This window comes from uncultured Chloroflexus sp. (assembly GCF_937129525.1).
GTDB lineage: Bacteria > Chloroflexota > Chloroflexia > Chloroflexales > Chloroflexaceae > Chloroflexus.
Window position 1 is genome coordinate 1 of sequence record NZ_CAKZNK010000140.1, and the last position, 24,296, is coordinate 24,296.

Annotated in this window: 17 protein-coding genes; 4 read left to right on the forward strand and 13 right to left on the reverse strand. The window is 57.6% G+C overall.

Features of this window, described 5'->3' with window-relative positions; translation table 11 throughout:
• Positions 1–83 precede the first annotated feature (83 nt).
• From def to Q0650_RS16820, 8 genes are all read right to left on the reverse strand, one after another.
• Complete coding sequence (gene def, locus Q0650_RS16785; RefSeq protein WP_298821048.1) at positions 84–638, reverse strand: peptide deformylase; 555 nt, start codon at positions 636–638, stop codon at positions 84–86.
• A 101-nt stretch (positions 639–739) separates the two neighbouring features.
• Positions 740–1,525, reverse strand: coding sequence for a 5'/3'-nucleotidase SurE (gene surE, locus Q0650_RS16790; protein WP_298821050.1), 786 nt, complete (start codon positions 1,523–1,525; stop codon positions 740–742).
• Positions 1,526–1,605: 80 nt separating this feature from the next.
• Positions 1,606–3,087 (reverse strand): chlorophyllide a reductase subunit Z, encoded by a 1,482-nt coding sequence (gene bchZ, locus Q0650_RS16795; RefSeq protein ID WP_298821052.1) that lies wholly within the window; start codon positions 3,085–3,087, stop codon positions 1,606–1,608.
• Positions 3,084–4,400 carry a chlorophyllide a reductase subunit Y gene (gene bchY, locus Q0650_RS16800; protein WP_298821054.1) on the reverse strand — a complete coding sequence of 439 codons (1,317 nt, stop codon included), beginning with the start codon at positions 4,398–4,400 and terminating at the stop codon, positions 3,084–3,086. The genes bchZ and bchY overlap by 4 nt, the downstream gene beginning before the upstream one ends.
• A 220-nt stretch (positions 4,401–4,620) precedes the next feature.
• A complete protein-coding gene (locus tag Q0650_RS16805; protein WP_298821056.1) occupies positions 4,621–5,757 on the reverse strand; it encodes a tyrosine-type recombinase/integrase in 1,137 nt (378 codons plus the stop codon).
• Positions 5,758–5,860: 103 nt separating this feature from the next.
• Positions 5,861–6,787, reverse strand: a complete 927-nt coding sequence (locus Q0650_RS16810) for an undecaprenyl-diphosphate phosphatase (RefSeq protein WP_298821058.1) — start codon at positions 6,785–6,787, stop codon at positions 5,861–5,863.
• Between the two features lie 91 nt (positions 6,788–6,878).
• Positions 6,879–8,210: an aspartate aminotransferase family protein gene (locus tag Q0650_RS16815; protein ID WP_298821060.1), complete on the reverse strand. Its 1,332-nt coding sequence runs from the start codon at positions 8,208–8,210 to the stop codon at positions 6,879–6,881.
• A gap of 4 nt (positions 8,211–8,214) precedes the next feature.
• Positions 8,215–8,943: a metallophosphoesterase gene (locus tag Q0650_RS16820; protein ID WP_298821062.1), complete on the reverse strand. Its 729-nt coding sequence runs from the start codon at positions 8,941–8,943 to the stop codon at positions 8,215–8,217.
• A gap of 77 nt (positions 8,944–9,020) precedes the next feature.
• Here Q0650_RS16820 and Q0650_RS16825 point away from each other — a divergent pair, with 77 nt between their 5' ends.
• Entirely contained in the window at positions 9,021–9,953 is a 933-nt protein-coding gene (locus Q0650_RS16825) for a hypothetical protein (protein WP_298821064.1), read from the forward strand.
• A 40-nt stretch (positions 9,954–9,993) separates the two neighbouring features.
• Here Q0650_RS16825 and Q0650_RS16830 read toward each other — a convergent pair whose 3' ends face one another.
• The 5 genes from Q0650_RS16830 to Q0650_RS16850 are packed head-to-tail and all read right to left on the reverse strand — an operon-like array spanning position 9,994 to position 18,892.
• Complete coding sequence (locus tag Q0650_RS16830; RefSeq protein ID WP_298821066.1) at positions 9,994–11,169, reverse strand: response regulator; 1,176 nt, start codon at positions 11,167–11,169, stop codon at positions 9,994–9,996.
• Positions 11,166–13,418 carry a response regulator gene (locus Q0650_RS16835; RefSeq protein ID WP_298821067.1) on the reverse strand — a complete coding sequence of 751 codons (2,253 nt, stop codon included), beginning with the start codon at positions 13,416–13,418 and terminating at the stop codon, positions 11,166–11,168. The genes Q0650_RS16830 and Q0650_RS16835 overlap by 4 nt, the downstream gene beginning before the upstream one ends.
• Positions 13,390–13,797 carry a response regulator gene (locus Q0650_RS16840; RefSeq protein ID WP_298821068.1) on the reverse strand — a complete coding sequence of 136 codons (408 nt, stop codon included), beginning with the start codon at positions 13,795–13,797 and terminating at the stop codon, positions 13,390–13,392. The genes Q0650_RS16835 and Q0650_RS16840 overlap by 29 nt, the downstream gene beginning before the upstream one ends.
• 14 nt (positions 13,798–13,811) lie before the next feature.
• A complete protein-coding gene (locus tag Q0650_RS16845) occupies positions 13,812–17,453 on the reverse strand; it encodes a PAS domain S-box protein (protein WP_298821070.1) in 3,642 nt (1,213 codons plus the stop codon).
• A gap of 2 nt (positions 17,454–17,455) precedes the next feature.
• On the reverse strand, positions 17,456–18,892 hold the full coding sequence (locus tag Q0650_RS16850) for a GAF domain-containing sensor histidine kinase (RefSeq protein ID WP_298821073.1): 1,437 nt from the start codon (positions 18,890–18,892) through the stop codon (positions 17,456–17,458).
• A gap of 242 nt (positions 18,893–19,134) precedes the next feature.
• On the opposite strand from Q0650_RS16850, the gene Q0650_RS16855 reads away from it, so the two are divergent.
• Genes Q0650_RS16855 through Q0650_RS16865 form a run of 3 tightly spaced genes read left to right on the forward strand, consistent with a single transcriptional unit; the run spans position 19,135 to position 24,094 of the window.
• The gene (locus Q0650_RS16855) at positions 19,135–22,023 is read left to right on the forward strand and encodes a PAS domain S-box protein (RefSeq protein WP_298821075.1); all 2,889 of its coding nucleotides are present in this window, start codon (positions 19,135–19,137) and stop codon (positions 22,021–22,023) included.
• Positions 22,016–23,647, forward strand: a complete 1,632-nt coding sequence (locus Q0650_RS16860; RefSeq protein WP_298821077.1) for a hypothetical protein — start codon at positions 22,016–22,018, stop codon at positions 23,645–23,647. The genes Q0650_RS16855 and Q0650_RS16860 overlap by 8 nt, the downstream gene beginning before the upstream one ends.
• 6 nt (positions 23,648–23,653) lie before the next feature.
• Positions 23,654–24,094, forward strand: coding sequence for a hypothetical protein (locus tag Q0650_RS16865; protein ID WP_298821079.1), 441 nt, complete (start codon positions 23,654–23,656; stop codon positions 24,092–24,094).
• Positions 24,095–24,296: the final 202 nt, after the last annotated feature.

Here is a 24,296-nt window from a genome sequence, read left to right on the forward strand (position 1 = left end):
CTATCGCGGCAACAACATATGGGCGCAGCATCGCTGCGCCCCTACCGCCTATCGGCTATCAGCTATCGCCTATCGCCTATCACCTACGCCGGTTGCGGTTCGCGCTCTTTGGTGATGTCGCGCAATGTGCTCAGATCGCGGATGCGCTCGGTGAAGAGTATCCCGTTCAGGTGATCGACTTCGTGTTGAATTGCCCAGCCCAGCAACCCGTCAGCGCGGCGCAATCGGTGATGTTTACCGCTCAAGTCCTGAAACTCGACGGTCACCCACGTCTGACGAGGAACCATCCCGTACCAGCCGGGTAGACTGAGACATCCCTCATCGCGCATCACCTCTTCACCGCTCTGCTTGACGATGCGCGGATTGATCAGCACATACGGTTCGGCTGGCGCTACCTCAACCACGCTCCCGTCAGGCCGTTCTTCGTATTCGGGAGGCAGTTCGATAATGCAGAGCTGGATCGGAATGCCGATCTGCGGAGCAGCCAGACCGACTCCGTTGGCGGCGTGCATCGTCTCAAACATATCAGCAACGAGCTGTTTGAGATTGCGATCAGGGAGTTTGACCGGACGACACTGCATTTTCAAGATCTTGCGATCCTCGGCGTCGTCAATCCGTAGAATGCGTCGAATAGCCATACAATGTTGTTGTCCTTACAAGTGTTAGCAGTTACTTTTCTCATTCTACGACAGAGCGCAAAGGAGGGCAAGGGTTAAAAGGAACGACTCACCTCACCCTATTACCGGTTGATGTCCGGCAATGGGATTTCAAGCGGGACGCCATCGATGAGTGGTCGCAACAGTGTGACCGATACGTAGCCAGCATTGACAGCGCCATCATCGGTATCGACCGCAAATTCGGGCACCCGTTCGCGAGCAAATCGGAAGGTAATCTGCTGTCGTTCCGCCGGCCCGTTTGGGTTGAGTTCCAGATCGAGGTAGTGACCAAAGAAAAACTCTGACAATCGGGTCTGGCGGAAACCGCGCAACTCACCGGGATCGGCCACGTGGGGCACGTTAACGTTGATAACGATGGGCGCGTGGGGGCGAGTCAGCTCGAGCAGTGGAAAGAGGCGCCGGGCAGCGTAGGCAGCCGTGCCCCACGGCAGCGGTCCCGGCCCGTGATATTTGAGCGAGACCGCCATTGCCGGCAATCCCCACATAGCGCCGATCATGGCCGCGCCAACGGTGCCACTGAGCAACACGTTCGTCCCGCTGTTGACGCCGCGATTGATCCCGGAGACCACCGCATCAATTGGCGGCAAGACGCCGCTCAGCATGGCAATGGTGACACAGGCAACCGGAGAGCCATTATGTGTAAAAGCCCTGATCCCATCGAGTTCTGCCGGTGGAATGATGGCGCGTAGCTCGCGTTCGCGCTGTGGCGGTAGCGCCATACTCATCGCGCTTTGTTCTTCAGCCGGCGCAACCACGCTAACCTCAGCGCCACAATCACGCATAGCCCCGGCCAATGCCCAAAGGCCGGGGCTGTCAATTCCATCGTCGTTCGTCACTAAAATATGCATGCAGTTCCGCTCCGCAAGGCCTGGATTACACTGACAGGAAGTGAAGCGCTGTACTTTGGCAGCGCTTCGCTGTCAGCATATCATGCCCGCGCACTCTGAGCAATGGCTGCTTCAACAATTTCAAGGGTGACCTCGTGAAGGCCACGCGCGCGCGCAGCCTGTTCGGCAGCGGAACGAAGCGAGCGACTGGCGCTGATCCGGGCCAAATACGGCACTGCCTCAAGCGCGGCATTCAACCGGTCGGTCGCCTCTTTCGTCCACGGCATAGTTTCGGCGCTGCCCGGTTTGGGAGGGCCGCCGGCAGCCGGCGCTGCCGGCTCAACCGGCAAGAAGTTGATCACCGTTTCATAGAAACGATTAACCAGCTCTTGCATAATGTTCGCCGCGCCTGCATACCCCATAAACGGCGTGCCGGTCGTTCGGCGCACGACCGGGCCGGGGAAGGTTGCCGGAATGTAGTGCGTGCCGCGCGCATTGGCCTCGGCCAGATAGATCTTCTCGTTGATGCTGCCAAAGACGAACGCCGGCGCTTTTGCGTGCAATCGCTTGCGAATTTCGATATTGTCCGGCTCATCTTCGCGCCGTGGGCGTCCCGAAACCCAGGCAATCTTCATCCCCAGTTCATCGCCGAGAAAACTGCGCAGGCCGTCGGCATAACTACGCGCGGCGACGATGGCGCAATCGACCGTTGCAAACCAGTCGCTCTGCGGCCCGCGCCACAGATCCCAGACCGGTTGCAACGTCGCGCGCTTCTCTCGCTCGATAAAGGCTTCGACTTGAGCTGCGTCAATGCCGAGCAATTGCCCTAATTCACGCAAAAATGCAGTAGTGCCAAAGACGCCAAAGGGCGCAAAGAGGTAGGGTCGTCCCAAATCCTCGGCCAGGCCGCGCCCAAATTCCTGATACATCACCACATTGACCGCCGCTTCCGCCAGTTTCGGAGTGGTAGCAATGCTGCCTTCATAGGGGTACACGAGATTGATCTCGGCGCCAATGCCGGTGATCAGTCGCTTGAGTTCGTGCAGATCACTTGGCGCGTTGAAACACCCTAACGATGGGCCGATGATATTAACAGTGCGGGGCCTTGGCTTGACATCTGGTGGTACGAATGGCTTGCCGTACTGTTCCCAGGCAAACCGCAGCGCTCGTTCGCGACCAATCCACTCGTCCTGTTCAAGCGACTGGCTCCAGAAGAAGCGCGCTTCCGGATCGATCTGGCGCACCAGTTGCGCGTGGTCGGCGCTGATCATCTCACTCTCGGCAGTGGAGACGACGATCAACCGTTTGCCCTCTAACATCCCCATTGACCGCAGATCATCGATGGTGCGGATGAGCGCCTTTGCTGTGCCGTTGATTACATCTTCTTCCCGAATCGAAGTCGGGGTCAGGTTGGCCATATGCGGCAGCGCGTCGGTATAGTCGGTGACGGCCATACCTAACAGATTGTAGCAACCGATTGGCGCATCGCAGACGATATGCACGTCGGGGAAACAGCCGAACACCCATGATGCGCCCCAATAGCTGCTGGTGTCGGAAATATCGCGAATCAGCGTAATGCTCATCGAGCGCCCTCCTGGCGTTCATTGCCCTCGAAGAAGGCCAGCATACGGTCATAGATCGGCTTGCGATTGATCAGATCACGGACAAAGTTCAGCGAGGCGATCATGCCACCCGCAAGGAAGAGTGGGCGCACACTGAGGATGTTGGTGTAGTAAACTGCCGGAATGCCTCTCTCTTTGGCGTAGGCAGCCAGCGTGGTGGTGCCGATAATCAGATCAAATGACCAGCGTTCCATCGCTGCCTTATCGTCTTCAATCGTCTTGCGATAGATCACCGCTTCAGTGCCGTGAGCTTTGAGCCACGCTTCATCAGCCGCCGTAAGCGCACTTGGCCCGATACTCGTGCTCACATAGGGTACGCGCGCGCCACCCTCGATCAGCAGGCGGGCATAAAGCATCTCATTCCCTTCATAGCCTGAAACCAGAATAGTGGCACCCTGCAAAGGTTTGCTGGCCAGAAAACCGCGCGCGGTCGCTTCTTCTTCGGCGGCTACACGCTCAACTGTATCTTCATCAAGCTCAAGCGCCGCGCCGATTGCGCGTAGCCAGGCTGCGCTTCCTTCGGCGCCGATTGGCGCGCCACTCACCACTGCCACGCCACGTTCTCGCAAGACGCCAATCGTCTCGCGATAAAACGGGTGCAACGCGGCAACGGCGGCTGCCCGGCCCGCCTGCCTGATCTCGTCAATGTGACGGCCAGGGATCGTTGTCACCACCCGGCCTCCCATCTTGCGCACGACCCCATCGATCAACAACGGATCAGCCGGGAAGACCTCGCCGATCAAGGCCAGTGTTCTCGGTTCGTGATCGCCGGTTGTATCAACAAACCGTCGCATCACGGCGGCAAGCGCAACGTCTTTAGCTTCGGGGTGTGAATGGATGGCATACGCCGGCACTCGTACCAGGATCACGGGCTTGCCGTCGATCTCTTTTGGCAGCAGCTCTTCGGCCAGGCCGGCTGTCTCTGCCACGCAGAGCGAAATCACCGGAATGAATGACACATTTGGCTCAGAAGCAGCTTCAGCGATCGCTGCGTTCGCTGCTTCCTGCACCTTCCCGCTCGATAATTCGGCTGTCCCCAGCGCAGGCGCAACGATGCTCTTGCGCGCTGCGTAGAAGTGAGTCACGAAGGTCAGGCCGTACAAACAGCCGGTATCGGTCACCATCGCCGGTTGCGCGCCCTCGATTCGCGTCAGTACCCGCAAGGCGCCAAACGCCGGGCACATCGTTTGAGGGTGCAACTTGCATGCGCCACCGCGAAACGGTTCGGTGGGTGAACTGGTCTCGCCTGGCGTCAGGGGAATGATCTCGGCCATACAAACTCCTCTGCCCGCTCACAGCTCTGCTGCTGTATGTCGGGATGTTGGATGGGGAAGCGAACAATTGCTATTATACAACACTTTTCTTGCATAATGGCAAAGCGGGCAGCGGTTGGGTTGAATCGTGAAGGTTGCGCGCGTTGCGATTCCAGTCCTGCAAAGAGCAGTTTATCTTGAGCGCAATCGGCAGTTGCAGTAGCGGGATCTGCCCTGAATGTTATTCGTCCGGCCACGGATCGGCGCTAAACTGATCGTGTACCTCTTGCAGTTGCACATCGGCATAGCTGGCGTAATAGCTGCGCGTCACTTCCACGCTCCGGTGGCGCAGAATTTGCGACACTTCCGCCAGCGCGACACCCTCATTCAACAGGTGATAGCCAACAAAATGGCGAAAGGTATGGGGCGTGACTCGCCGCAGCAGCTCGGCCTCATCGACTTTCCCCTCCCAGACCAGGCGATCGGCCAGGGCATTGGCAGCCGTTGTGACAATTCGCCAGCCACTGATGCGCGAGAGTCGGCCACCGCCGGCGCGCGGATCGAACGCGACGAAGAACGGTTCGCGCGCTGCCGGCCACTGGCGCGCCGTGAGATAACGCTGCAAGGCCTGTTCGGCATGACGGCGGATGAAGAGTGTTCCTTCGCGCCGACCTTTCCCGCGCACCACCACCCGCCCCAGCACACGACGGTCGCGCGCCACATCGCCGACATCAAGGCTCAATGCTTCTGAGATGCGAGCGCCGCTTGAAAAGAGCAGATGCAAGAGAGCGGCATTGCGCAACCGGATGAGCGTTTGTCGTTCGCGCTCTTCACCGGTGGGTTTGTCGTAAAACCGCACCAGTCGACGCAGATCGGGCGGAGTTGGCGCTACCGGGTCGGGCAACCGAGGGAGAATGCGACTCACCTCGGGACGCGCTGCGGCAACCCGGAAGGGAATGGCGCCCTGCGAGTCGGCCAGGGCCAGAAAGCCGAACAAGGGGCGCACATATGCGTGGATCGTGCGCTCGGCCAGCCGTTCGCCCTGACCGTTTGCGCGCGCTGCCGCTGCCCGTTGCGAGAGGTCGTAGCTGCGCTTGCGGAGCGAGCGAGCATACGCAACGAGATCGCCGATACTCAAATCGCCTAACCGTTGTCGCCCATTGCGCTCAGCCCAACGCACAAAGATGCGCAGCGCCGTCTCATAACTCGCGATGGTCTGGCGGGCATGGTGGCGCTGACTCTCGCGCGCGCGTTCGTCAAGGTCATCTTCCGCGTCGTCGCTATCAAGGCCGGCGCTGGCCAGGCGCGCCAGCCAGATCGCGCCGGCATCCGCAATGGGTGTATCGGGAGTCAGGAGTTGTTCGGCCAGTTCGTTCATCGTGTGGCGCTACAACAGCTCAATACAACAGGAACTGCGTGTTTGTAGTGTACCGCTTATCATTCTGAGCTGCAACTCGATCCGCCGCTGTTGTGTCATCAGTTTACAGCGCTCCAAATGCCACTGCGCCGATAATGATGACCCCGGCTGCGATCCGGTAGTAGCCGAACAACGTAAAGTTGTTGGTGGCCACGTACCGTAATAGCCAGCCGATGCAGCCATAGCCGACAATCATCGCCACCGTGGCGCCGAGCAAGAGTCGGCTCCAATCACCTGGCTGAATCTGATCGAGACTGCCAATTAAATCGACCAGCGTGGCCAGCCCCAGCGTGGGAATAGCCAGATAGAAGGAAAAGGCGGTTGCGGTTGGGCGATCAAAACCGGCCAGCAAGCCACCGACAATTGAAGCGCCTGAGCGTGAGACGCCGGGGATGAGAGCGAGAATTTGCGCCAGACCGACGGTCAATGCGCGCTGGTTAGAGACGGTGCTGAAATCGGCGCTGGTGGCCTGCGGGCGGAAAGTGCCGCGCCGCTCGATCCAGAGAAAAATGATCCCGCCGCCAATAAGCGCGATTGCCATGACTAGTGGCGACTCGAAGAGCACTGCCTTGATAAAATCACGCGCAATGAGGCCAACCACTGCTGCTGGCACAAAAGCTATAATCACGCCGAGCCAGAGCTTGCGAGCTGTCGTTACCGTTTCTGGCTGTCCACGCCCGACCAGAGCGGCTGCCTGAGTGATCAGATCGCGCCAGTAGAACAACAATACCGAGCAGACAGTGCCAAACTGAATGGCGATTTCGAAGGTGCCGCCGATGCTGCCCTGATAATCAAGCGCGCGACTGGTCAAGAGAAGATGGGCCGTAGATGAAATTGGTAGCCATTCAGTAATCCCCTGTACGACACCCAGAATCACAATCTGCCACCAATCGGCGTTAGCGGGAACGGCGAGCAAGAGGGAAAAGGCCAAAAGCACGGCGAATCCAATAAACAAACCGGAACGCGGCACCACGAGCGATTGTGTTTGCATTGATGAGATGGTCTCCTGTTCAGATCACTGTTGAGTGTGGCAGCAATTGTGCATGTATGTATCGGAGTAGAGACGTTGCAGGGCAATGCCTCTACCCTTCTTCGCTCAGCGCCAGCTCAATCGCGGCATCGAATGCCGCCACGGTAGCCTGGAGATCGGCTTCGCTGTGGACAGCCGAGACAAAGCCACTGCGACCGCGCATCAGATCGATACCGTTCAAATGCAGGGCCATTCGGAGCAGCCGCAGCAGCCGCGCATCACCGCCACGTTTGAGCGTTGCGAGCGAGGGTGAACGGGGGAGTTCACCGGGCATCACGTCGGTTGACGGATCGACGAAGATATGGAAGATCGAGCCATCGCCGAACGCTGTCCATCCACGCAGGCGATGAGCCGAGAAGACCTCGTTGAGCATGCGCACCAACGCCTCTCCTCGCCGGGCAGCGATTGCGCCCGGTTCACCGGTAGCGACAGTGCGTAACATGGCGATCCCGGCGGCGGCTGAGAGCGGATTAGCGTTAAAGGTTCCCTGTTGCCGGATTCGTCCGCGTGGCCCCTGTTCATCGTGAGCCAGCAGATCGAGCAGATCGGCGCGTCCGGCTAGCGCGCCTCCGGGCAGACCGCCGGCGACAATCTTGGCCAGACATATCAGATCAGGCTGAACCCCGGCCCGCGCGCATGCGCCACCCGGCGCAATGCGAAAACCGGTGACAACCTCATCGGCGATCAGCAACACGCCGTAATGCCGGGTGATGGCGCGCAAGCCGGTCACAAAACCGTCTGGTAACGGGATTGATCCATAAGACGCGCCAGTTGGCTCGAAAATAACTGCCGCCACATCATTGCGCCGCGCAAGTGTTGTGGCCACCTGATCAAGATCGGGGGGCAGGATGATCAGACTGGCAAGCGTTTCGGGCAATACGCCGCGATTGGGATCGTCTGGATCGGCGCCCGGAGCCAGGGCGTCGTGCCAGCCGTGGAAATGGCCAGCGAAACGGATGAGAGTCGTCTTGCCGGTAGCGGCGCGGGCAACACGGAGGGCAAGCGTGGTAGCTTCGCTGCCTGATGCGGTAAATCGCACCCGCTCAGCGCCGGGGATCAGGCTCATAATCAGATCGGCCCACTCGAGTTCGAGCCGATGGCTGGCGCCAAGATGGGTTGCCACCGGCGCTTGCCGCGTGATAGCCTCAACAATTGCCGGATGCCCATGACCGAGCAAGAGCGCGCCGTGCCCACACCAGTAATCGATCATCCGATTGTCATCCACATCCCACTTATACGGCCCGCTGGCACGTTCCATGAATAAGGGGAATGGATCGGCATAACGGCCATCGTGGGTCGCGCCGCCGGGAAAACGCTGCAAAGCCTGTTCTGCCAGCAGGGCGGAACCGGCAAAACGCCGGCGGTAGAGTTGTTCGAGCGACATAATCTTACATCCCTACACTGAGACGGTAGATCAGGGCTGACGGCAAACCAAAACTGCGCATCTGTTCCTGGGTTCGTTTCACGTCGTAGGTCACTCGTTTAAAGGTCAGGGTCTGGGTGTCGGTATCGAGAATGGCGTATGCAGCGCGAGGATCGTGATCGCGTGGTTGACCAACACTGCCCGGGTTGATGAAATAGCGCGCACCGTCGCTCAGCGCAAGCCGGGTATCTGGTTCAGGCATAATTCGTTCGCACCGCTCTTCTGAGCAGCGGAAAGCAAACTGGACGTGGGAATGACCGATGAAGCAGATCGGTTCGCTAAACCAGTCGAGGTTAGCCAGTGCCTGTGATGGCATGAGCAGATATTCCCAGATCGGTTCGCGCGGACTGCCGTGGGCAAGGTGGTAGTGTTGGTCAACCGTTTGCGCCGGCTGAAGTGGCAGCATCCATTCGCGGTTTGCCGGCGTGAGTTGGGCGCCGTTCCACAAATTGGCGCGCCGCGCATCAGGGTTAAAGTCATTGAGACTAATCTTGCCCAGACAGGCCAGATCGTGATTGCCGGTGAGCGCCACCGTGGCATGTTGTCGCATCAGTTCGATACACTCATTTGGGGCGGGGCCGTAGCCGATTGTATCGCCGAGACACCATAGAGCGTCGAATGAACCAGCATCGGTTAAAACCGTTTCAAGAGCGACGATATTAGAGTGTATATCAGAGAGGATTACAATCCGCATATTTTCCCGCGTTTTGACGATGCTCGCAGCCAGATCGTATAATTGGCAGCGACCCGGTTATGAGGAGCGTCGCCGCTATGGTTGAACCGTCAGGACACTGCCCATACCTTGGCTTGAAACAAAATCAGGCGATCCGCTTTGCGTCACCGACACCAGAGCATCGCTGCTACGCAGCCGGGCAGGCGCAAGAGATCCCGCAAGTCGAACCTGATTACCAAATCCGATATTGTTTATCGGCTTCTCATGTACGCTGCCCATTATACATGGGGATGCCGTTACCTACAACGTCAACGCCGTCAACGCCAATGCCGGCGCCGGTTGGCGCGCCACCGGTGACTTTGGCTTCTCCTTCATCGGCATCGGCGGCTGGCCTGCGCACCTGGTTTGCCGATCTGCCGCCGCGCGATCGTTTCATCTACAGTGCATTGCTGGTTGCGTTGTTGCTTGCCCTGATCGGATATGCGTTTGGAGGAGTGGCGTTTGTGGGCGCAATTCTCAATCAAACCACCGGGTCGGAGCCAGCGCCAACGTCGCCTGATCAGTTTCCGCGCGCAACGGACGTTATGCTTTCGCCTGTCGTTTCGGAAACAGTTTCGCCAACAACGCCTGCGGCTACCGCAACGGCGACGGCAACCCCTACGCCCACCCCAACGTTGACACCAACGCCAACGGCGACGCCATACGAGCTGGTGCCGGTCACCAATACGCCGACAACGCCGATCTTCATTCCACCGCCGCCAGTGTTTCAGCCACCTGCGGCGGTACCGACCGATACGCCGGTGGTCGAACCGACGCTGGAGCCGACGCCAGAAGCGCCGGTGGTCGAACCGACGCTGGAGCCGACGCCAGAAGCGCCGGTGGCCGAACCGACGCTGGAATCGACGCCAGAAGCGCCGGTGGTCGAACCGACGCTGGAACCGACGCCAGAAGCGCCGGTGGTCGAACCGACGCTGGAAGTGATTACCGAGGCGTCACCAACGCCTGAACCACAGCGCACAGCGACACCCTAAAAACGATGGCTTACCGTTAGCGTGGGTTTGGGATTATGCCTTACCCCGTTGCCGGCGCTGCCGGTTGGGCTGGCGTTTTACCACCCAACTGCTTGATCAATTGATCGCTAAGATACAGGATCTGCTGCACAAAGGGGTGCTTTGGTTGTTCAAGAATCAACGGTGTGCCCCGGTTAACCGCCGTAACCACCGGTTGACCACCACTCACCACCGGGAAATTGATCTTGCGGCGTAACACTCGTTCAATGTCACTAACCCCGATCCCTACCCCCGAGTTAGCTCGATTCAATACAATACTGATCGCCTGGGGGTTGACTCCCAACTGACTGGCCAGACCGAGAAAGAGACTGGTGTTTTTGAGCGGGCCGATTTCCGGTGTAATCACTAACAAGACGTGATCGGCGCGGTCGAAGACTGAAAGAGTGCGATCATCGTAGCTGGTCTGGCAATCAACAACCACGTAATCGGCACTGACTGCCAGCAGGTCAAGGATGCGCAGCATGTGATCAGGGCTGACCAGTTCGGCCTCTTCGGGGCGCGGCGGCGCGAGCAATGCTTGCAGGCCAGACGGGTGTGTGAGTAAGACCTGATTTACCATCTCGCGCTCGATCTCTTCTCCGCTGCGCACAATATCAACGATGCTACGGGTAGGGGCAATGTTCAGGTGAACAGCTACGTCGCCAAAAGTCAGATCGGCATCGACAATCACCACGCGCTGGCGCGTGCGCAAGCGTAGCGCCAGCGCCAGCGAGACGGCAATCGTCGTTTTGCCCACGCCACCCTTGGCGCCAAATACCGCGATAATCTTGCCGCGGGGCAGCGGCGCGCTGGGGGCTTCGCTGGCGATACGGGTGAGCAGGTTCTTGACCCGGTAGACCAGCTCAGGCGGTTCAAATGGCTTGGCCAGATAGTCATTGGCCCCGGCTTCAAAACCGGCGATCTTGGCGCTAATATCGCCTTGCGCGGTGAGCATCAAAATCGGCAAGGTCTTGGTGAGTGGATGTTGCCGCACCCGCTTACAGAGCGTATAACCATCGATGCCGGGCAGCAACACATCGCAGATCAGCGCATCGGGAGGAGCTTTAAAAATCTGTTGCAATGCCTCTTCGCCGCTGGCCGACCGCCGCACCTCATACCCGGCGTTGCGCAGGATCATCTCTAGCATTTCGGCAACCGAGTCGTCATCATCGACAATGAGTAACGTTGGCGGTTTCATGGATTGCTCCTCTCGTGCGCAGACAGGCGATTCAGAAGCGCCGGCAGCGCTCCTGTTGCCAGAGGAATAAGCAGGTAATCATCAGCGCCGAAGGTCACCGAAGCCACCGCGCGTTGTTCAGCTACTGCTGGCGCAATGGTGACAATCCGCGCGGCAGCGAAATGTTCACGCAAGAGCATCAGGTTTGCTATGCGCGTTCCTTCGATCTGGGTCATATCAACAAAGATCAGGTTAGGGGTTATCGGCGCCTGATAGGTGAGCGCGCGCTCAACATCAGGTATCAGATCATACATCAGGCCATGCGCTGCCAGTTCCTGGCGCAGCAATCGCCGTTGAATGCCATTGGCGCTGATAATCAGCGCGCGCCAGTTTGGCGCCGGGGTGGCAGGTATGGATTGATCCTGGTGGGTGGTCGCTGCGTGTACAGTTGCTGGCTCACTTCCGCCAGTGTCAACCACAACCCGGTTGCGACCGGCTCGTTTCGCCTGGTAGAGCGCAGCATCGGCAGCCTGCATCGCTCCGATCTGGCTACGATGCTGTGGATAGCCGGCAATCCCGGCGCTAAAGGTAACGACAAACGGGCCTGTCGGACCATAATGGCGCAACGCGGCGAAACTGTTGCGGATCGCATCGATCAACGTGCGCGCTTCGATCAATGATGTATTGGGGAGCGCAACCAAAAACTCTTCGCCGCCGTGTCGTCCGATCAAATCACTCTTGCGCAGACGCTGTTGGAGCAGGCGCGCAAAGCTACGCAACACCTGATCGCCGACAACGTGCCCATACGAGTCGTTAATCCGTTTGAAATGATCAAGATCGATAATCGCGATGGCCAGTGGTTGATGGAGGCGTTCAGCGCGGGCAAATTCGCGACTCAGCTCCTCTTCAACGGCCTGGTGGTTGAGCAACCCGGTCAGGCTATCGCGAATCAAGAAACGTTTAATGTAGCGAGCGCGCACTGCGCGGGCCGAAATTGCGCTCACGAGGTCTTCAAGCTGAATTGGTTTGGCAAGAAAATCATCTGCCCCCAATGAGAGCGCCGATTGTTGTCGCGACCGATTGGTCTCTGCCGAGAGAAACACGATTGGCATGCCGACGTAGCGATCCTGTTGACGAATGATACTGGCCAGCTCAATGCCGCTACATATGGGCATATACATATCGAGGATGAGCAAATCAGGTTGGAAAGATTGCAATTGCTCGAGCGTTTCGCGAGGATCGGTAATTGCGCGGGCATAGATACCGGCAGCTTCCAGACTCTGCGCGCAGCGCTGACCAAATTCAGGCTCATCATCAACGATCAAGACACGCAGCGGGGTTGATTCCTCGGCGCCAGTGAGTCGGTCAAGCGCTTCAATCAACCGACCGGCATCAACCGGTTTCGCGAAGTAAGCATGCCCACCACTGCGCACGGCGGCCAGCCGGGCGGCAAAGTCGTCGCGTTGCGAGAGGTAGATGACCGGTACCGGCTCGGTGCGTTCGCGTTGAATGGCTGCAATAGCTTCAGTGCCGGCCAGATCGCCACTCGGAAACACGATATCCATGATGATTGCTGCCGGATTGATCGCGCGCACCAGGGTTGGCAATCCCTCTAGATCGTGAATAACGTGTACGTCGTAATTAAAGAGCCGTAGTTGTTCGCTCAGATTGGTGGCGAATGCCTGATCGTCTTCCACCACAATGATCGCGCGTGGACGACCATTCTGTTCGCGGGGAGCAAATGGGATGACCGGCGTTTTTCGCAACGACTCGGCTGGCTCAGGTGACGGCAGATGCAGAGGAGCCTCTTGCGTCGGCGATGATGCAGATGGTGGGAGATTAGCAGGTACCTGCTCTTGAGTTGAGAGCAGTGTTGCCGGCTCAGGCGGATTGGCAACCGGCTCCTGGGTTGTGGTCAATGGTGGCAACAGCGCAGTCACCTTGCTCTCGGTCGCCAGTCGCTGTAACAGCGCGATTTGCTGCGCAAGGTGGCGTCGCTTATACGCATTGAGTGGCTGATCGAGTTCAAGCCATTCTTTCAGCCCAATGTCGATTTCACGCGCAACCGCACCCAGATCGACGAAGCCGAACATCGCTGCCGAGCCGGCCAGCTTGTGCGCCAGTTGGCGGGTTTCTATGCCAACCGACTTCTCCCAATCGCTCTGTTCGAGTTGTTGCCACGCAGCGATAATGGCTGCCACACGATCGCTGATCTGAGCTGCGTAACGTCGCCTTAGCGCCTCAAACTGTTCCGCTGGATCGGGCTTCATAGGCTTTCTTCCAGATTGCAGCTACCTGGGCTGACAGACTCATCGGATCAAATGGTTTTGAGATTACATCAGCGGCGCCGATAGCCAGATATTGTTCAATTTCATGACGTTGAACGCGGGCAGTCATAAAGACGACCGGTGTGTGGGCTAGCGTCGGTTTCTTGCGCAATTCGGCCAGCGTGGTCGGCCCATCCATCCCCGGCATCATCACATCAAGCAGAATGAGATCGGGAGCAAACTGTTCGGCGACAGCCAGCGCCTCGGCACCCGAACTGCACATCTGAACCGTATAGCCGCCAACCGCTTCCAAAGCCAGTTGGGCTACCATTTGAATATCAGGATCATCCTCAACGAAGAGGATCTTCTGGAGTGATGCCACGAACTGTTCCTCCTTCAGGATGTTGATGTTGGTTTCACGGCTGGCAATAGGTGAGTCTGATCAAGGAGCCGGCTGACGGCAGTGAGCAATTCAGCGTTCGTGGTGCGTGATTTGACCAGCGTTACCGCAACTCGATTGGCAATATCCGGGTCAAGATCGCGCACCGAAAAGAGAATGACCTGCAACGGCGGTTTTTGACTTTCGATCAGGGGCAACAGATCGATCCCGCTGCCATCGGGCAGGTTTTGGTCAAGAATGACGAGATCAAAAGCCTGCTCTTGCAAGAGCTTTTGCGCCTCGGCAACTGTTGCGGCTTGCTGAACATCGGCGATCTCAGCGAGCAGTAATCGCACAACCGTGACGACATCGTTATCGTCCTCGATATGCAAGACTTGCGGTCGAGTGGCGCTCGCGCGGCGCGCTGCTCGCCGCAATGCGGTGAGCAGACGCTGTTGATCGATCGGTTTTGGCAACCAGTCTACCACGTCAACATCAGCGCCGTTAGCCGTCTGTTCATCGCTGGCCCGCGCCGATACAACCACAATCGGTAGAGTGCGAGTGCGCGCTTGATTGCGCACTTCGCGAATAAAGGCGCTGCCATCTTCATTCGGCCACATCAGATCGAGCGTCATTGCCCGATAGTCGCGCTGGTTGAGCAACTGACGGGCTTCGGCCAGTGAATGGGCGACATCGGTGGCATAGCCGGCTTGCTGGAGCATCATGGCCAGCAATGCCGCAATGTCCGGATCGTCTTCACAAATGAGAATGCGCGGCGCATTGCTGGAGGTTGGTATTGGTGGCAGGTTGGTCGTGTTGGGACGATATTCAACCAGATCGACATAAAAGGTTGTGCCGAGATTGGTGGCGGTGACAAAGCCGATCTGACCGCCATGCCGCTCGACGATTGCCCGGCTGATGCTCAACCCCAATCCGGTGCCACCCTGCTGACGGGTATTCGACGAGTCGGCCTGGGCAAATTTCTGGAAGATGCGGTCGCGAAACTCGGGCGGAATACCCGGCCCATGGTCGGTAACCGTCACTCGTATCCGCCCGTTCGGTTCGCGTCCGATAGCGACTTCAACCTTGTCGCCAGCGGGAGAGAACTTGATCGCGTTTGAAATCAGGTTTGTAAAGACCTGAGTCATCCGGTCGGGATCGACATAGACCTGAACGTTAGGCAGGGTTGCGGTCAGCTCAATCATGACATTGTACTGCTGACCAAAGCCCCGGTTGGCTTCAATCGTCTGTCGCACCAGCTCATCGAGCACAACCGGTTGCATCTTGAAGACCATCTTTCCCGACTCGATCTTCTCGATATCGAGAATGTCGTTGATCAGGCGCACCAGGCGTTCGCTATTTTTCAAGGCAATATCGATCATTGACGCTGCCCGCGACGGTAACTCGCCAGCGACACCACCGGCCAGCAAGCCGAGCGAGCCGCGGATAGAGGTAAGCGGAGTGCGCAGTTCGTGGGAAACTACCGCCACGAACTCATTCTTCATGCGCTCCACTGCTCGCCGTTCAGTCACATCACGGAAGAACCAGACTCGTCCGTAATATTCCCCATCGACGCTGATCACTGGAGCGCTATATCGCTCAAAGGTGCGACCATCTTTCAATTCGATCTCGGCTTTACCGGTGAGTTTCGGATTGGCGTACAATTCCTCGATTTCATTGCGCACCCGTTCAGGGTCGCAAACCTGAGACAGCATCACTTCCATGCTTGCCGCACATACTGCCTGTTCAACCGGAAGATCGAGCAAATTCCACATTTCGCGGAAGCGACGATTGGCGTAGAGGCAGCGCCGGTCTGGTGATACCACCAGCACTCCATCTGGCGAGGCTTCGGTCTGGCATTCGAGCAACGTCTTCTGGAAGCGCAGCTCTTGTTCGGCTTGACGGCGGGCGGTAATATCGTGAAAACTGGCGACAACGGCGTACACGTTGCCGTGATCATCACACAGCGGCTGTGAATTGATCGAGATCCACGTCAATTCACCGGTTGGTTTGCGCACCCCCATGATCACATCCTGCTGCGGTTGACCCGTTCTGAGCGTGACCATAGCCGGATGTTCCTCGCCGGGGAAGGGACTGCCGTCTTCGTGAATGGCATGCCAGCGCGGATCAAAGCTGGTGCGTCCAATCAACTGGTCGTAGCTTAACCCCAGAATGCGCTCGGCGCTGGCGTTACACGTCTCGATATGGCCTTCCCGGTTCATCACCACGATCCCTTCGCTCATCGCAGTGATGACTGAGCGGTAGCGTGTCTCGCTGGCGCGCAATTGCTCTTCGCTCTTCTTGCGGTCAGTAATGTCGAAGCGCACCGATAGATAGCGTTCGGGCTTGCCGTCTTCGCCGATAAACGGCACGATCGTCGTATCCACCCAAAAGAAGCGCCCATCTTTGGCCCGGTTACAGATCTCATTGCGCCAGATCTGACCGGCTTTGATCGTTTCCCACAAATCGGCAAAAAACTCTGGCGGATGCACTCCCGACTTAAAGATGCGGTGGTCTTTGCCGATGAGTTCATCAGCGCGATAGCCGGTAATGGCGCAAAATCGCTCGTTCACTTCAAGAATACGTCCTTCAGGATCGGCAATTGAAATGATTGCCGATTGGTCGAGCGCGTTCATTACATCGCGGCTCTCTTTCAGAGCGGCTCGCAACATCCGCTCCATCTCCTTCTGGTTGGAAATATCCGACTCGATGGCGATAAAATGGATGAGGTTATGATGATCGTCGTAGACCGGCACAATATCGAGTGACAACCAGTAGGGTCGCCCCTGTTTGGTGTAGTTAAGAATCTCGGTTTTAATCGGTTCCCCATTCTGCAAGGCGGTATGGATCGCCGCCACTGTCGCCGGATCGGTCTCTGGCCCCTGAAGAAATTCGCCCGGTTTGCGCCCCAGCACTTCGTCGAAGGTATAGCCGGAAATGCGTGTGAACCCTTCATTGACCCATTCGATCTGTCCATTGCGGTTGGTAATGATCACAGCGTTATCGGTGTAGCGCGCGACCAATGAAAGCATGCGCAGTTGCTCAGATTCGCGGCGGGCACTACGGGCAAACGGTCGCACAACGAGCAGCCCACCAGCGGTTAACAGCAGCAGGATCATGGCCAGCACACCCGCCTGCATCAGGGCGATCTGCTCGCTCAACATCTGACTCTGGGCGAACAGCAGGCTGCTGGCCGCGCTGAGATCGCTCTGCAATACCGCCAGATTGGTCTGAATGGCCCGTAGATCGTATTGATCGCGGCTGAGCTGATCAGGGGGCGTTTCAATCAGGTTATTCGTATACGTGAGAAATCGATCCAGTGCCGGGGTCATCAGGTTGAAGATTGGCAGGTGATCGGCAGCGAGCAAGTGATTGTGGTTTCGGCGTAGCTCGTCGCTCAGCGCGCGCAATTCGGCCCGGATCGAGGCAGCCTGGGCTGCATTGGCAAAGAGCGTTAATTCAGTGGCGAGCAGCGCAACCTGCTGGACACGGATCTGCTGTTGATGAGTTGTATTCAGGAGATCATCGTACTGCGATAGACGATGTGTATTAATTGATAACAAAGAATAACTGCCAATTGCCAGCGCCGCGATCAAGATCAGGCCACCTACATAGGCGCGGGTCAACCGTTGAATGGGTGTCGCGCTTGATCGTGACATCGCTACGCTCCTTCTTGCGACAGAGCCGGGAGCGTGAACCAGAAAGTTGCCCCTTGTCCTGGTGTTGAGGAAACGTCGATAATGCCACCGTGGGCTTGAACCACTTTGCGGGCAATGGCCAGGCCAAGCCCGGTGCTCTTTTCGCCGCCGGTTGGTCTGGCTGACAGGCGGCTGAAGGCTTCAAATAGCCGGTTGCGCTCGGCAGGACTGATGCCCGGCCCCTGATCAGTTACGGCAAATTTCCACCACTGCTCGTCGCGCTCGACACTGATCGTAATTGTGCTACCGGGTGGCGAGAACTTGATCGCGTTTGAGATCAGATTGTCGAGCACTTGCCGCAGACGGAGCGGGTCGGCATAAACAACGCCATCGGTTGGGATGTTGAGTTCGATCCGGGTCTGTTTGGGATTGGCCAGCAATTGGTGGCGATAAACCGTCTCTTCCAGCAATGATTTGATGGCCACCGGTTCAGGTGAGATAGTGACCGTGCCGCTCTCGATCTGGCTCAGGTCGAGCAGATCGTTGAGCATTGCCAGAATGTGTTCGGTCTGGCGGTAAATGTCATCAAGCATGCGCTGGCGTTCTTCTGATGGACGCTGCAATTGTGGATTACGCAGAATGGCTGTCATCATCTGAATGATGGCTACCGGGTTGCGCAGATCATGCGCAACCATGCCGAGCAGGTTGTTCTTCAACGCTGAGAGGCGGCGTAACTCGGCATTCTGTTTTTCGAGCAGCTCTTTCTGGGCCGCCAGTTGGGAAACCAGATTGCCCTTCTCAACAATCACTGACAGTTGCTCGGCAATTTGCATATAGCGTTCAACGTGCTCATCGGTGTAGGTATTGGTTTTCGCGCTGGAAAAGAAGATAAAGCCAACCGGGACGCCGTTGGCAATCAGCGGGCAGGTCAATGACGAGCGAATCCCTTCATTGACAATCAGGCGCGTTGATTCAGATTCGGGCTTACGGCGCAGATATTGTACCAGATCGTTGATGATGCGCGGTTGACCGGTCTTCAAAATGGTTTCGAGGCTGCTGCCGGCCATTGGCGCCGCATAACCGCGTTGGAGATGAACGGTAGGCAGGCTGGTGCGCGCCCATCGCGCGCGCAATACCTTGCCGCCGTCTTCGAGTAGCGCAAAACCGATACGCTCGTATGGAATCACCTCGCGAAAGTCGTTATACACGCCCTCGAGAATTTCATCGAGCATAAGGCCGGCATTGATGCGGGTGGTAATGCGGTGAAGCGTTTCAATTTCGCGTTGCCAGCGGGCCAGGCTGGCAGCCAGTTCACGCAACGAAGCAGCCAGCTTATGAATGCGTTTGTCGGCGCTTTTTGGCGCCGGTATGTCAACCGCAAAGTCGCCATCGCGCAGGTGTTCGGCAATCTCTACCAGTCGTTCGATTTCATCTACAGATTGCTCGATAGGTGCTGTCATAGGGCACATCCTTCCTGCGCAGGGGTGTGGTTATCATTTATTTACTGTCTACATTATACGCCGCATCTCTTTCCATAGCATTGCATAATGCTAACGAGGAGAGAGTGGTTGCGAAATTGTTACGCCGAATGAAGTAGAACATCTTTTTTGTTGCGAGAATAACTATCATCTCGTAGCGCTATTGCAAGGCCGATTTGCTACAATAGCCCTAACGCAAGCGCCCACCTTGCGTTGAGGATGCTATGAATAATAATCGATTGTTTTTCAACTCAATCCCATTGTCCGCAGAAACGCTCTGGCTGGCGCTGGTCTGGCTAGTTGTCATTGTTCTCTGGTTTTGGCTTGCGCTGATTGTGTCGATCTGGTTGCAGTTTTGGCTCAATCTGCTGTTTGTCATCCTCAATCTTGCTTTCAGTGCCATCCTCGTCAGGCAATCCTTGCAACAGGTGCAATTTCATCGGCAGACGAATTATCTGATTCACCAGTTGAATCAACTGGCGGGGAGTGATGTGGCGTCGCCGCAATTTGAGCAAGAAGTTTGTCGCTTCATCGGTCAATCGCTCGGTTTGCGGCTGGTGTGGATTGGCCTGATTGACCTTGAGACAACCGATGTGCAGCCGGTAGCCTGGTGGGGGCCGGCCAGTGACTATCTCTCCCAGATTCGCATCCGGCTCAACGATCCTCAGCTCGGTCGCGGTCCTACCGGTACCACCTTGCGTTCAGGCAAGCCTCGCGTGGCCAATGACATTGCCACCGATCCGGTGATGTTGCCGTGGCGTTCCGCCGCCATGGCCCATGGTTTGCGCGCATCAGCGGCGCTACCGTTGCAAATTGATGGTCGGCTGATCGGCACGCTCAATCTCTACGCAGGGCAGAAGCACGTTTTTACTGCCGCTCTCATCGATGATGGAATGATGCTGGCCGGAATGATTGCGCGCGCAATTGAATCGCGACGCCGCGCAATGGAGCGCGATCAGACGCGAGCGTTACTCGCGCAGAGCGAAGGTCGCTTTCGGCGACTGGCCGAGCAGGCGCCAGATATTATCTTTCGCTACGTGCTAGCCCCGCAATCACGGCTCGATTTTGTCAACCCGGCAGTAAGGGAGATCCTTGGCTACGATCCGGATACGTTGTTGCGCCACACGCCGATCGAGGCGATCATTGGCGCCGAACAGTATGCCAGCTTCGAACGCTTGCTGGCTCAGGGGCGCGGTCGGCAATTGCTTCAGGCCCGTCACTGCGACGGCCACTCTGTCTGGCTTGATGTGCATTTCACAGTCGTTGATGGGGTGATTGAAGGTATTGCCCGCGACGTGACGGCGCAGGTGGAGTCTGCCGCTCATCTGGCGCGTTACGAATTGTTAAGTCAGCATGCGCGCGATATTGTTCTGTTCGTGCGGGCCAGCGATGGCAAAATTCTTGAAGCTAATCGCGCGGCAGAGATTGCTTACGGCTATAGTCGGGCTGAACTCTGCGCGCGCGCGATCCACGATCTACGCGCTCCTGAAACGAGAGCCAACGTTTATGAGCAAATGGCGCAGGCCAACACTCAGGGAATTCTGTTTGAAACCTGGCATCTGCGTCGCGATGGGAGCAAGTTTCCGGTCGAGGTCAGCTCTACCGGCGCCGACATCGAAGGTGAGCGGGTGTTGTTGAGTGTGATCCGCGATATTTCCGAACGTCGTCAGGCCCAGGCTGAGATCGAACAACTGCGGGTGGCCTTGAATGCAACGGCGCAGGCAATAGTGATTACCGATCTGAATGGGGTGATTGAATGGGTGAATCCCGCCTTTACCACGCTAACCGGTTATACCGCGGCTGAGGCGGTCGGTCAATCGACTCGTATCCTCCGTTCGGGCAGGCAAGACAAAGCATTTTATGCCGCGCTCTGGAATCAAATTTTGAGCGGGCAGACCTGGCGCGGTGAACTGGTGAATCGCCGCAAAGATGGTTCGTTGTACGTTGAAGAGATGACGATTACGCCTGTCCGCCTCAATTCGGGTGAAATCAGTCGTTTCATTGCCATTAAGCACGATGTCACCGAGCGGGTGCAGCGTGAACAGCAACAGAACTTCCTGAACCAGTTGTCAGAAGCGATGCGCGCGGCGCGCAATCGCGCTGAGCTGACGCAGGTGATCATTCGCCAGCTCACTGCGGTCGTGCCGGCGCAGCTTTTGACGTTGTGGCGTGAAACAGCCAATGGCTGGCAGGTTGAGCAAGCCTGTGGCGAGATACGATGGCTGGATGGGTTGTCCAGCCGTGTGTCGGCGCTGCTCCCAACCATTGCCAGCCTGTCGTTGTGGCGCGAGCCGATGAACGATGATGGCCAGCGCGAATTGATCGTTGTGCCTGCCCGTTGCGTTGATTGCGACCGTCGGCACACAAGTGGCGCGATTGTCCTGATTTGCGCCGAAGCGCTTCCTCAGTCTACGTTTAATCTGCTGATGGCGATTGCTGACCGGATCTCTAATGCGCTACATCGAACTGAGTTGTTTGAGCAGATACAGCGAACCAATGCCGAATTGCGCGCCGCCTACGACGCCACGATTGAGGGTTGGGCGCGCGCGCTCGATCTGCGTGACCATGAGACGGAAGGCCATTCACGGCGGGTTACCAGGTTGACTGTGCGCATTGCCGAGCGGATGGGGCTGAGCGGCGAGGAACTGGTTCATATCCGGCGCGGCGCGTTGCTGCACGACATTGGAAAGATAGGCGTGCCTGATGCCATCCTCAACAAACCAGGTCCGCTTAATGATGAAGAATGGGCTATCATGCGTTTGCATCCGACTCTGGCCTATGAGCTACTCCAGCCTATCACGTTTCTGGCGCCGGCGATCGATATTCCATGGTGTCATCACGAGAAATGGGATGGTACCGGTTACCCGCGCGGTTTGCGGGGAGAGGAGATTCCGCTGGCTGCGCGGATTTTTGCCGTTGTCGATGTCTACGATGCGCTGACCAGCGATCGCCCGTATCGACCGGCCTGGACATCTGAGCAGGCGTTAGCCTACATTCGCGATCAGGCAGGACGGCATTTTGATCCGCGTGTTGTGGCTGTATTTGTAGAGGTACTTGCCGAAGAGATGGTCGGCGCTGCGCCGTCGGCGCAGGAAGGAGTGAACAATGCTTGATCGCTGTCTCACTGACGTGACGCTCAGCAAAGAGGAATATCGGCGGTTGGCGCCAGAATTGCAAGCGCGCCTGTTTGACCTAGAGCAGATGCTCCTTGAAGCGCGCATTCCGACGATCTTTGTCTTTGAGGGCTGGGCCGGCACAGCCAAGGCGCGCGCAATTGCCACTTTAACCCGTCGTCTCGACCCACGTGGCTTTCGGGTGCATTCCATCACGCCGCCGCGCACGTATGAGCAGCAGTATCCGTGGCTCTACCGTTTCTGGCTCAAGATTCCCAGCTATGGGCAGATGAGTTTCTTTGATCGTTCGTGGTACCGCGAGTTGCTGGCAGCTTACACGGCTAACGGCGATCGTGATCAATGGCGCACACGCTGCGAAGATGCAGTTATCTTCGAGCGTCAACTGGCCGACGATGGCGCGCTTATCTTGAAATTCTGGTTGCATATCACCAGGAAGCAGCAAGCGCGCCGGTTTGCCAAACTGCTGGCTGACCCAATTCAGGCCTGGCGGGTGACTCCGGAAGATCGCTGGCAGAACCGACACTACAAAAAGGTCTACCGCGCCGTTGAAGAGATGCTTTCACGCACCGATACGTCGTTTGCGCCGTGGCATATTGTGCCGGCTGCCGATAAGTATTATGCGCGCCTGAGCATCCTGCAGATTATCGTGAGCGCATTGGAAAGCCGTCTAGGTGTCACTGCTACCGATCGCGGCGCCAGCATTGACGATAGCGGCCTGGCGTTGCGTCGTTATAATCTTGCTATTCGCGCGCCGACATCAGACGCATCGATGATCAGACCGGCGCCGCTGCCCGTTGCCTATACGGCGGTCGCCAATCATGCCGCCGAACTGACACCGGTTGTGGCGCATTCGGCTGCGCCGCTCTTGCGCGAGGCAGGGCCGTTGCAGCGAGTCGATCTGAGTTTGCGTCTCGATGACGATGAGTACCATCGCGACTTGAAGCGTTTGCAGGCCAAACTCTATCTGCTCGGCCTGCAGGTCTATCATCAAAAGCGCCCGGTGGTGTTCGTTTTTGAAGGTTGGGATGCCGCCGGCAAAGGCGGAGCGATCCAGCGCCTGACTGCCGAACTCGATCCTCGCGCCTACACTGTGCATGCGATTGCGGCTCCTGCCGGCGATGACAAAGCTCGCCACTACCTCTATCGGTTTTGGCGCCGGCTGCCGCCGCGCGGCCAGTTTGCTATCTTTGATCGTTCGTGGTACGGTCGCATTCTGGTTGAGCGCGTGGAAGGCTTTGCCCGACCTGATGAATGGCGGCGCGCTTACGCAGAGATTAATCAGTTTGAGCGGCAACTGGTCGATTTTGGCGCGATTATTGCCAAGTTCTGGCTGCACATCAGCCCTGAAGAGCAACTGCGCCGCTTTGAAGAGCGGCAGAATGTGCCGTACAAGGCGTGGAAGCTGACAGATGAAGACTGGCGCAACCGCGAGAAGTGGCCGGCGTATCTTGAAGCGGCTAACGAGATGTTACTGCGCACCAGTACGCCAGTTGCGCCGTGGACGATTGTCGAGGCGGAAGACAAGAAGTATGCCCGCATCAAAGTGTTGCGCACCGCTGTCGATCTGCTCGAGTCTGAGCTGGGTACCGTGAAACTGGAGTGATCGCGTATGCACGCTGTGACAAAGCGCTGGTTGGGTTGGATAGTGGCGATCATCGCAGGTTTGCTGCTGGCGGCAGGCCTGGAATTGTCGCTTGGCGCTGGCGGTGGCGGGATGGGTGTGGCGTTGAGTCTGGTTGGCGGCGGGATCGTTGCGCATTGGCGACGGCGAACGACTCTATTGTGCCGCATCGATGGGCCGCGCCTGCGTCCGCTGCAAATCAGCGCCTTTGGCCTGATGGCGCTGGGTGTACAGTGGTATCACTGGCAAGGTCAAGGGGCAGTGGCTGCGCTGAGCGCGGTGTGGCCGCTGCTCGGATCGGGCTGGCTGCCACTCGCGCTGGTTGTTGCCGGGGTGGGATGGTTGGCCTTGCTCAGTGTCGGCAGCGATTGCCGTGATGAGCAACTGCTGGCTGCGATGGGTGAGACTTCGATAGGCGATAGGCGATAGCTGATAGGCGATAGGCGATAGGCGATTTGCTCGAAATGGTAGAGACGTTGCATTGCAACGTCTCTACCCTCTCTCTGCGACCTCTGCGGTTCAATAGCCGAGAGGCGAGAGGCAAACATCCCTCTGCGTTCTCTGCGACCTCTGCGGTTCAATAGCCGAGAGGCGAGAGGCAAGCATCCCTCTGCGTTCTCTGCGACCTCTG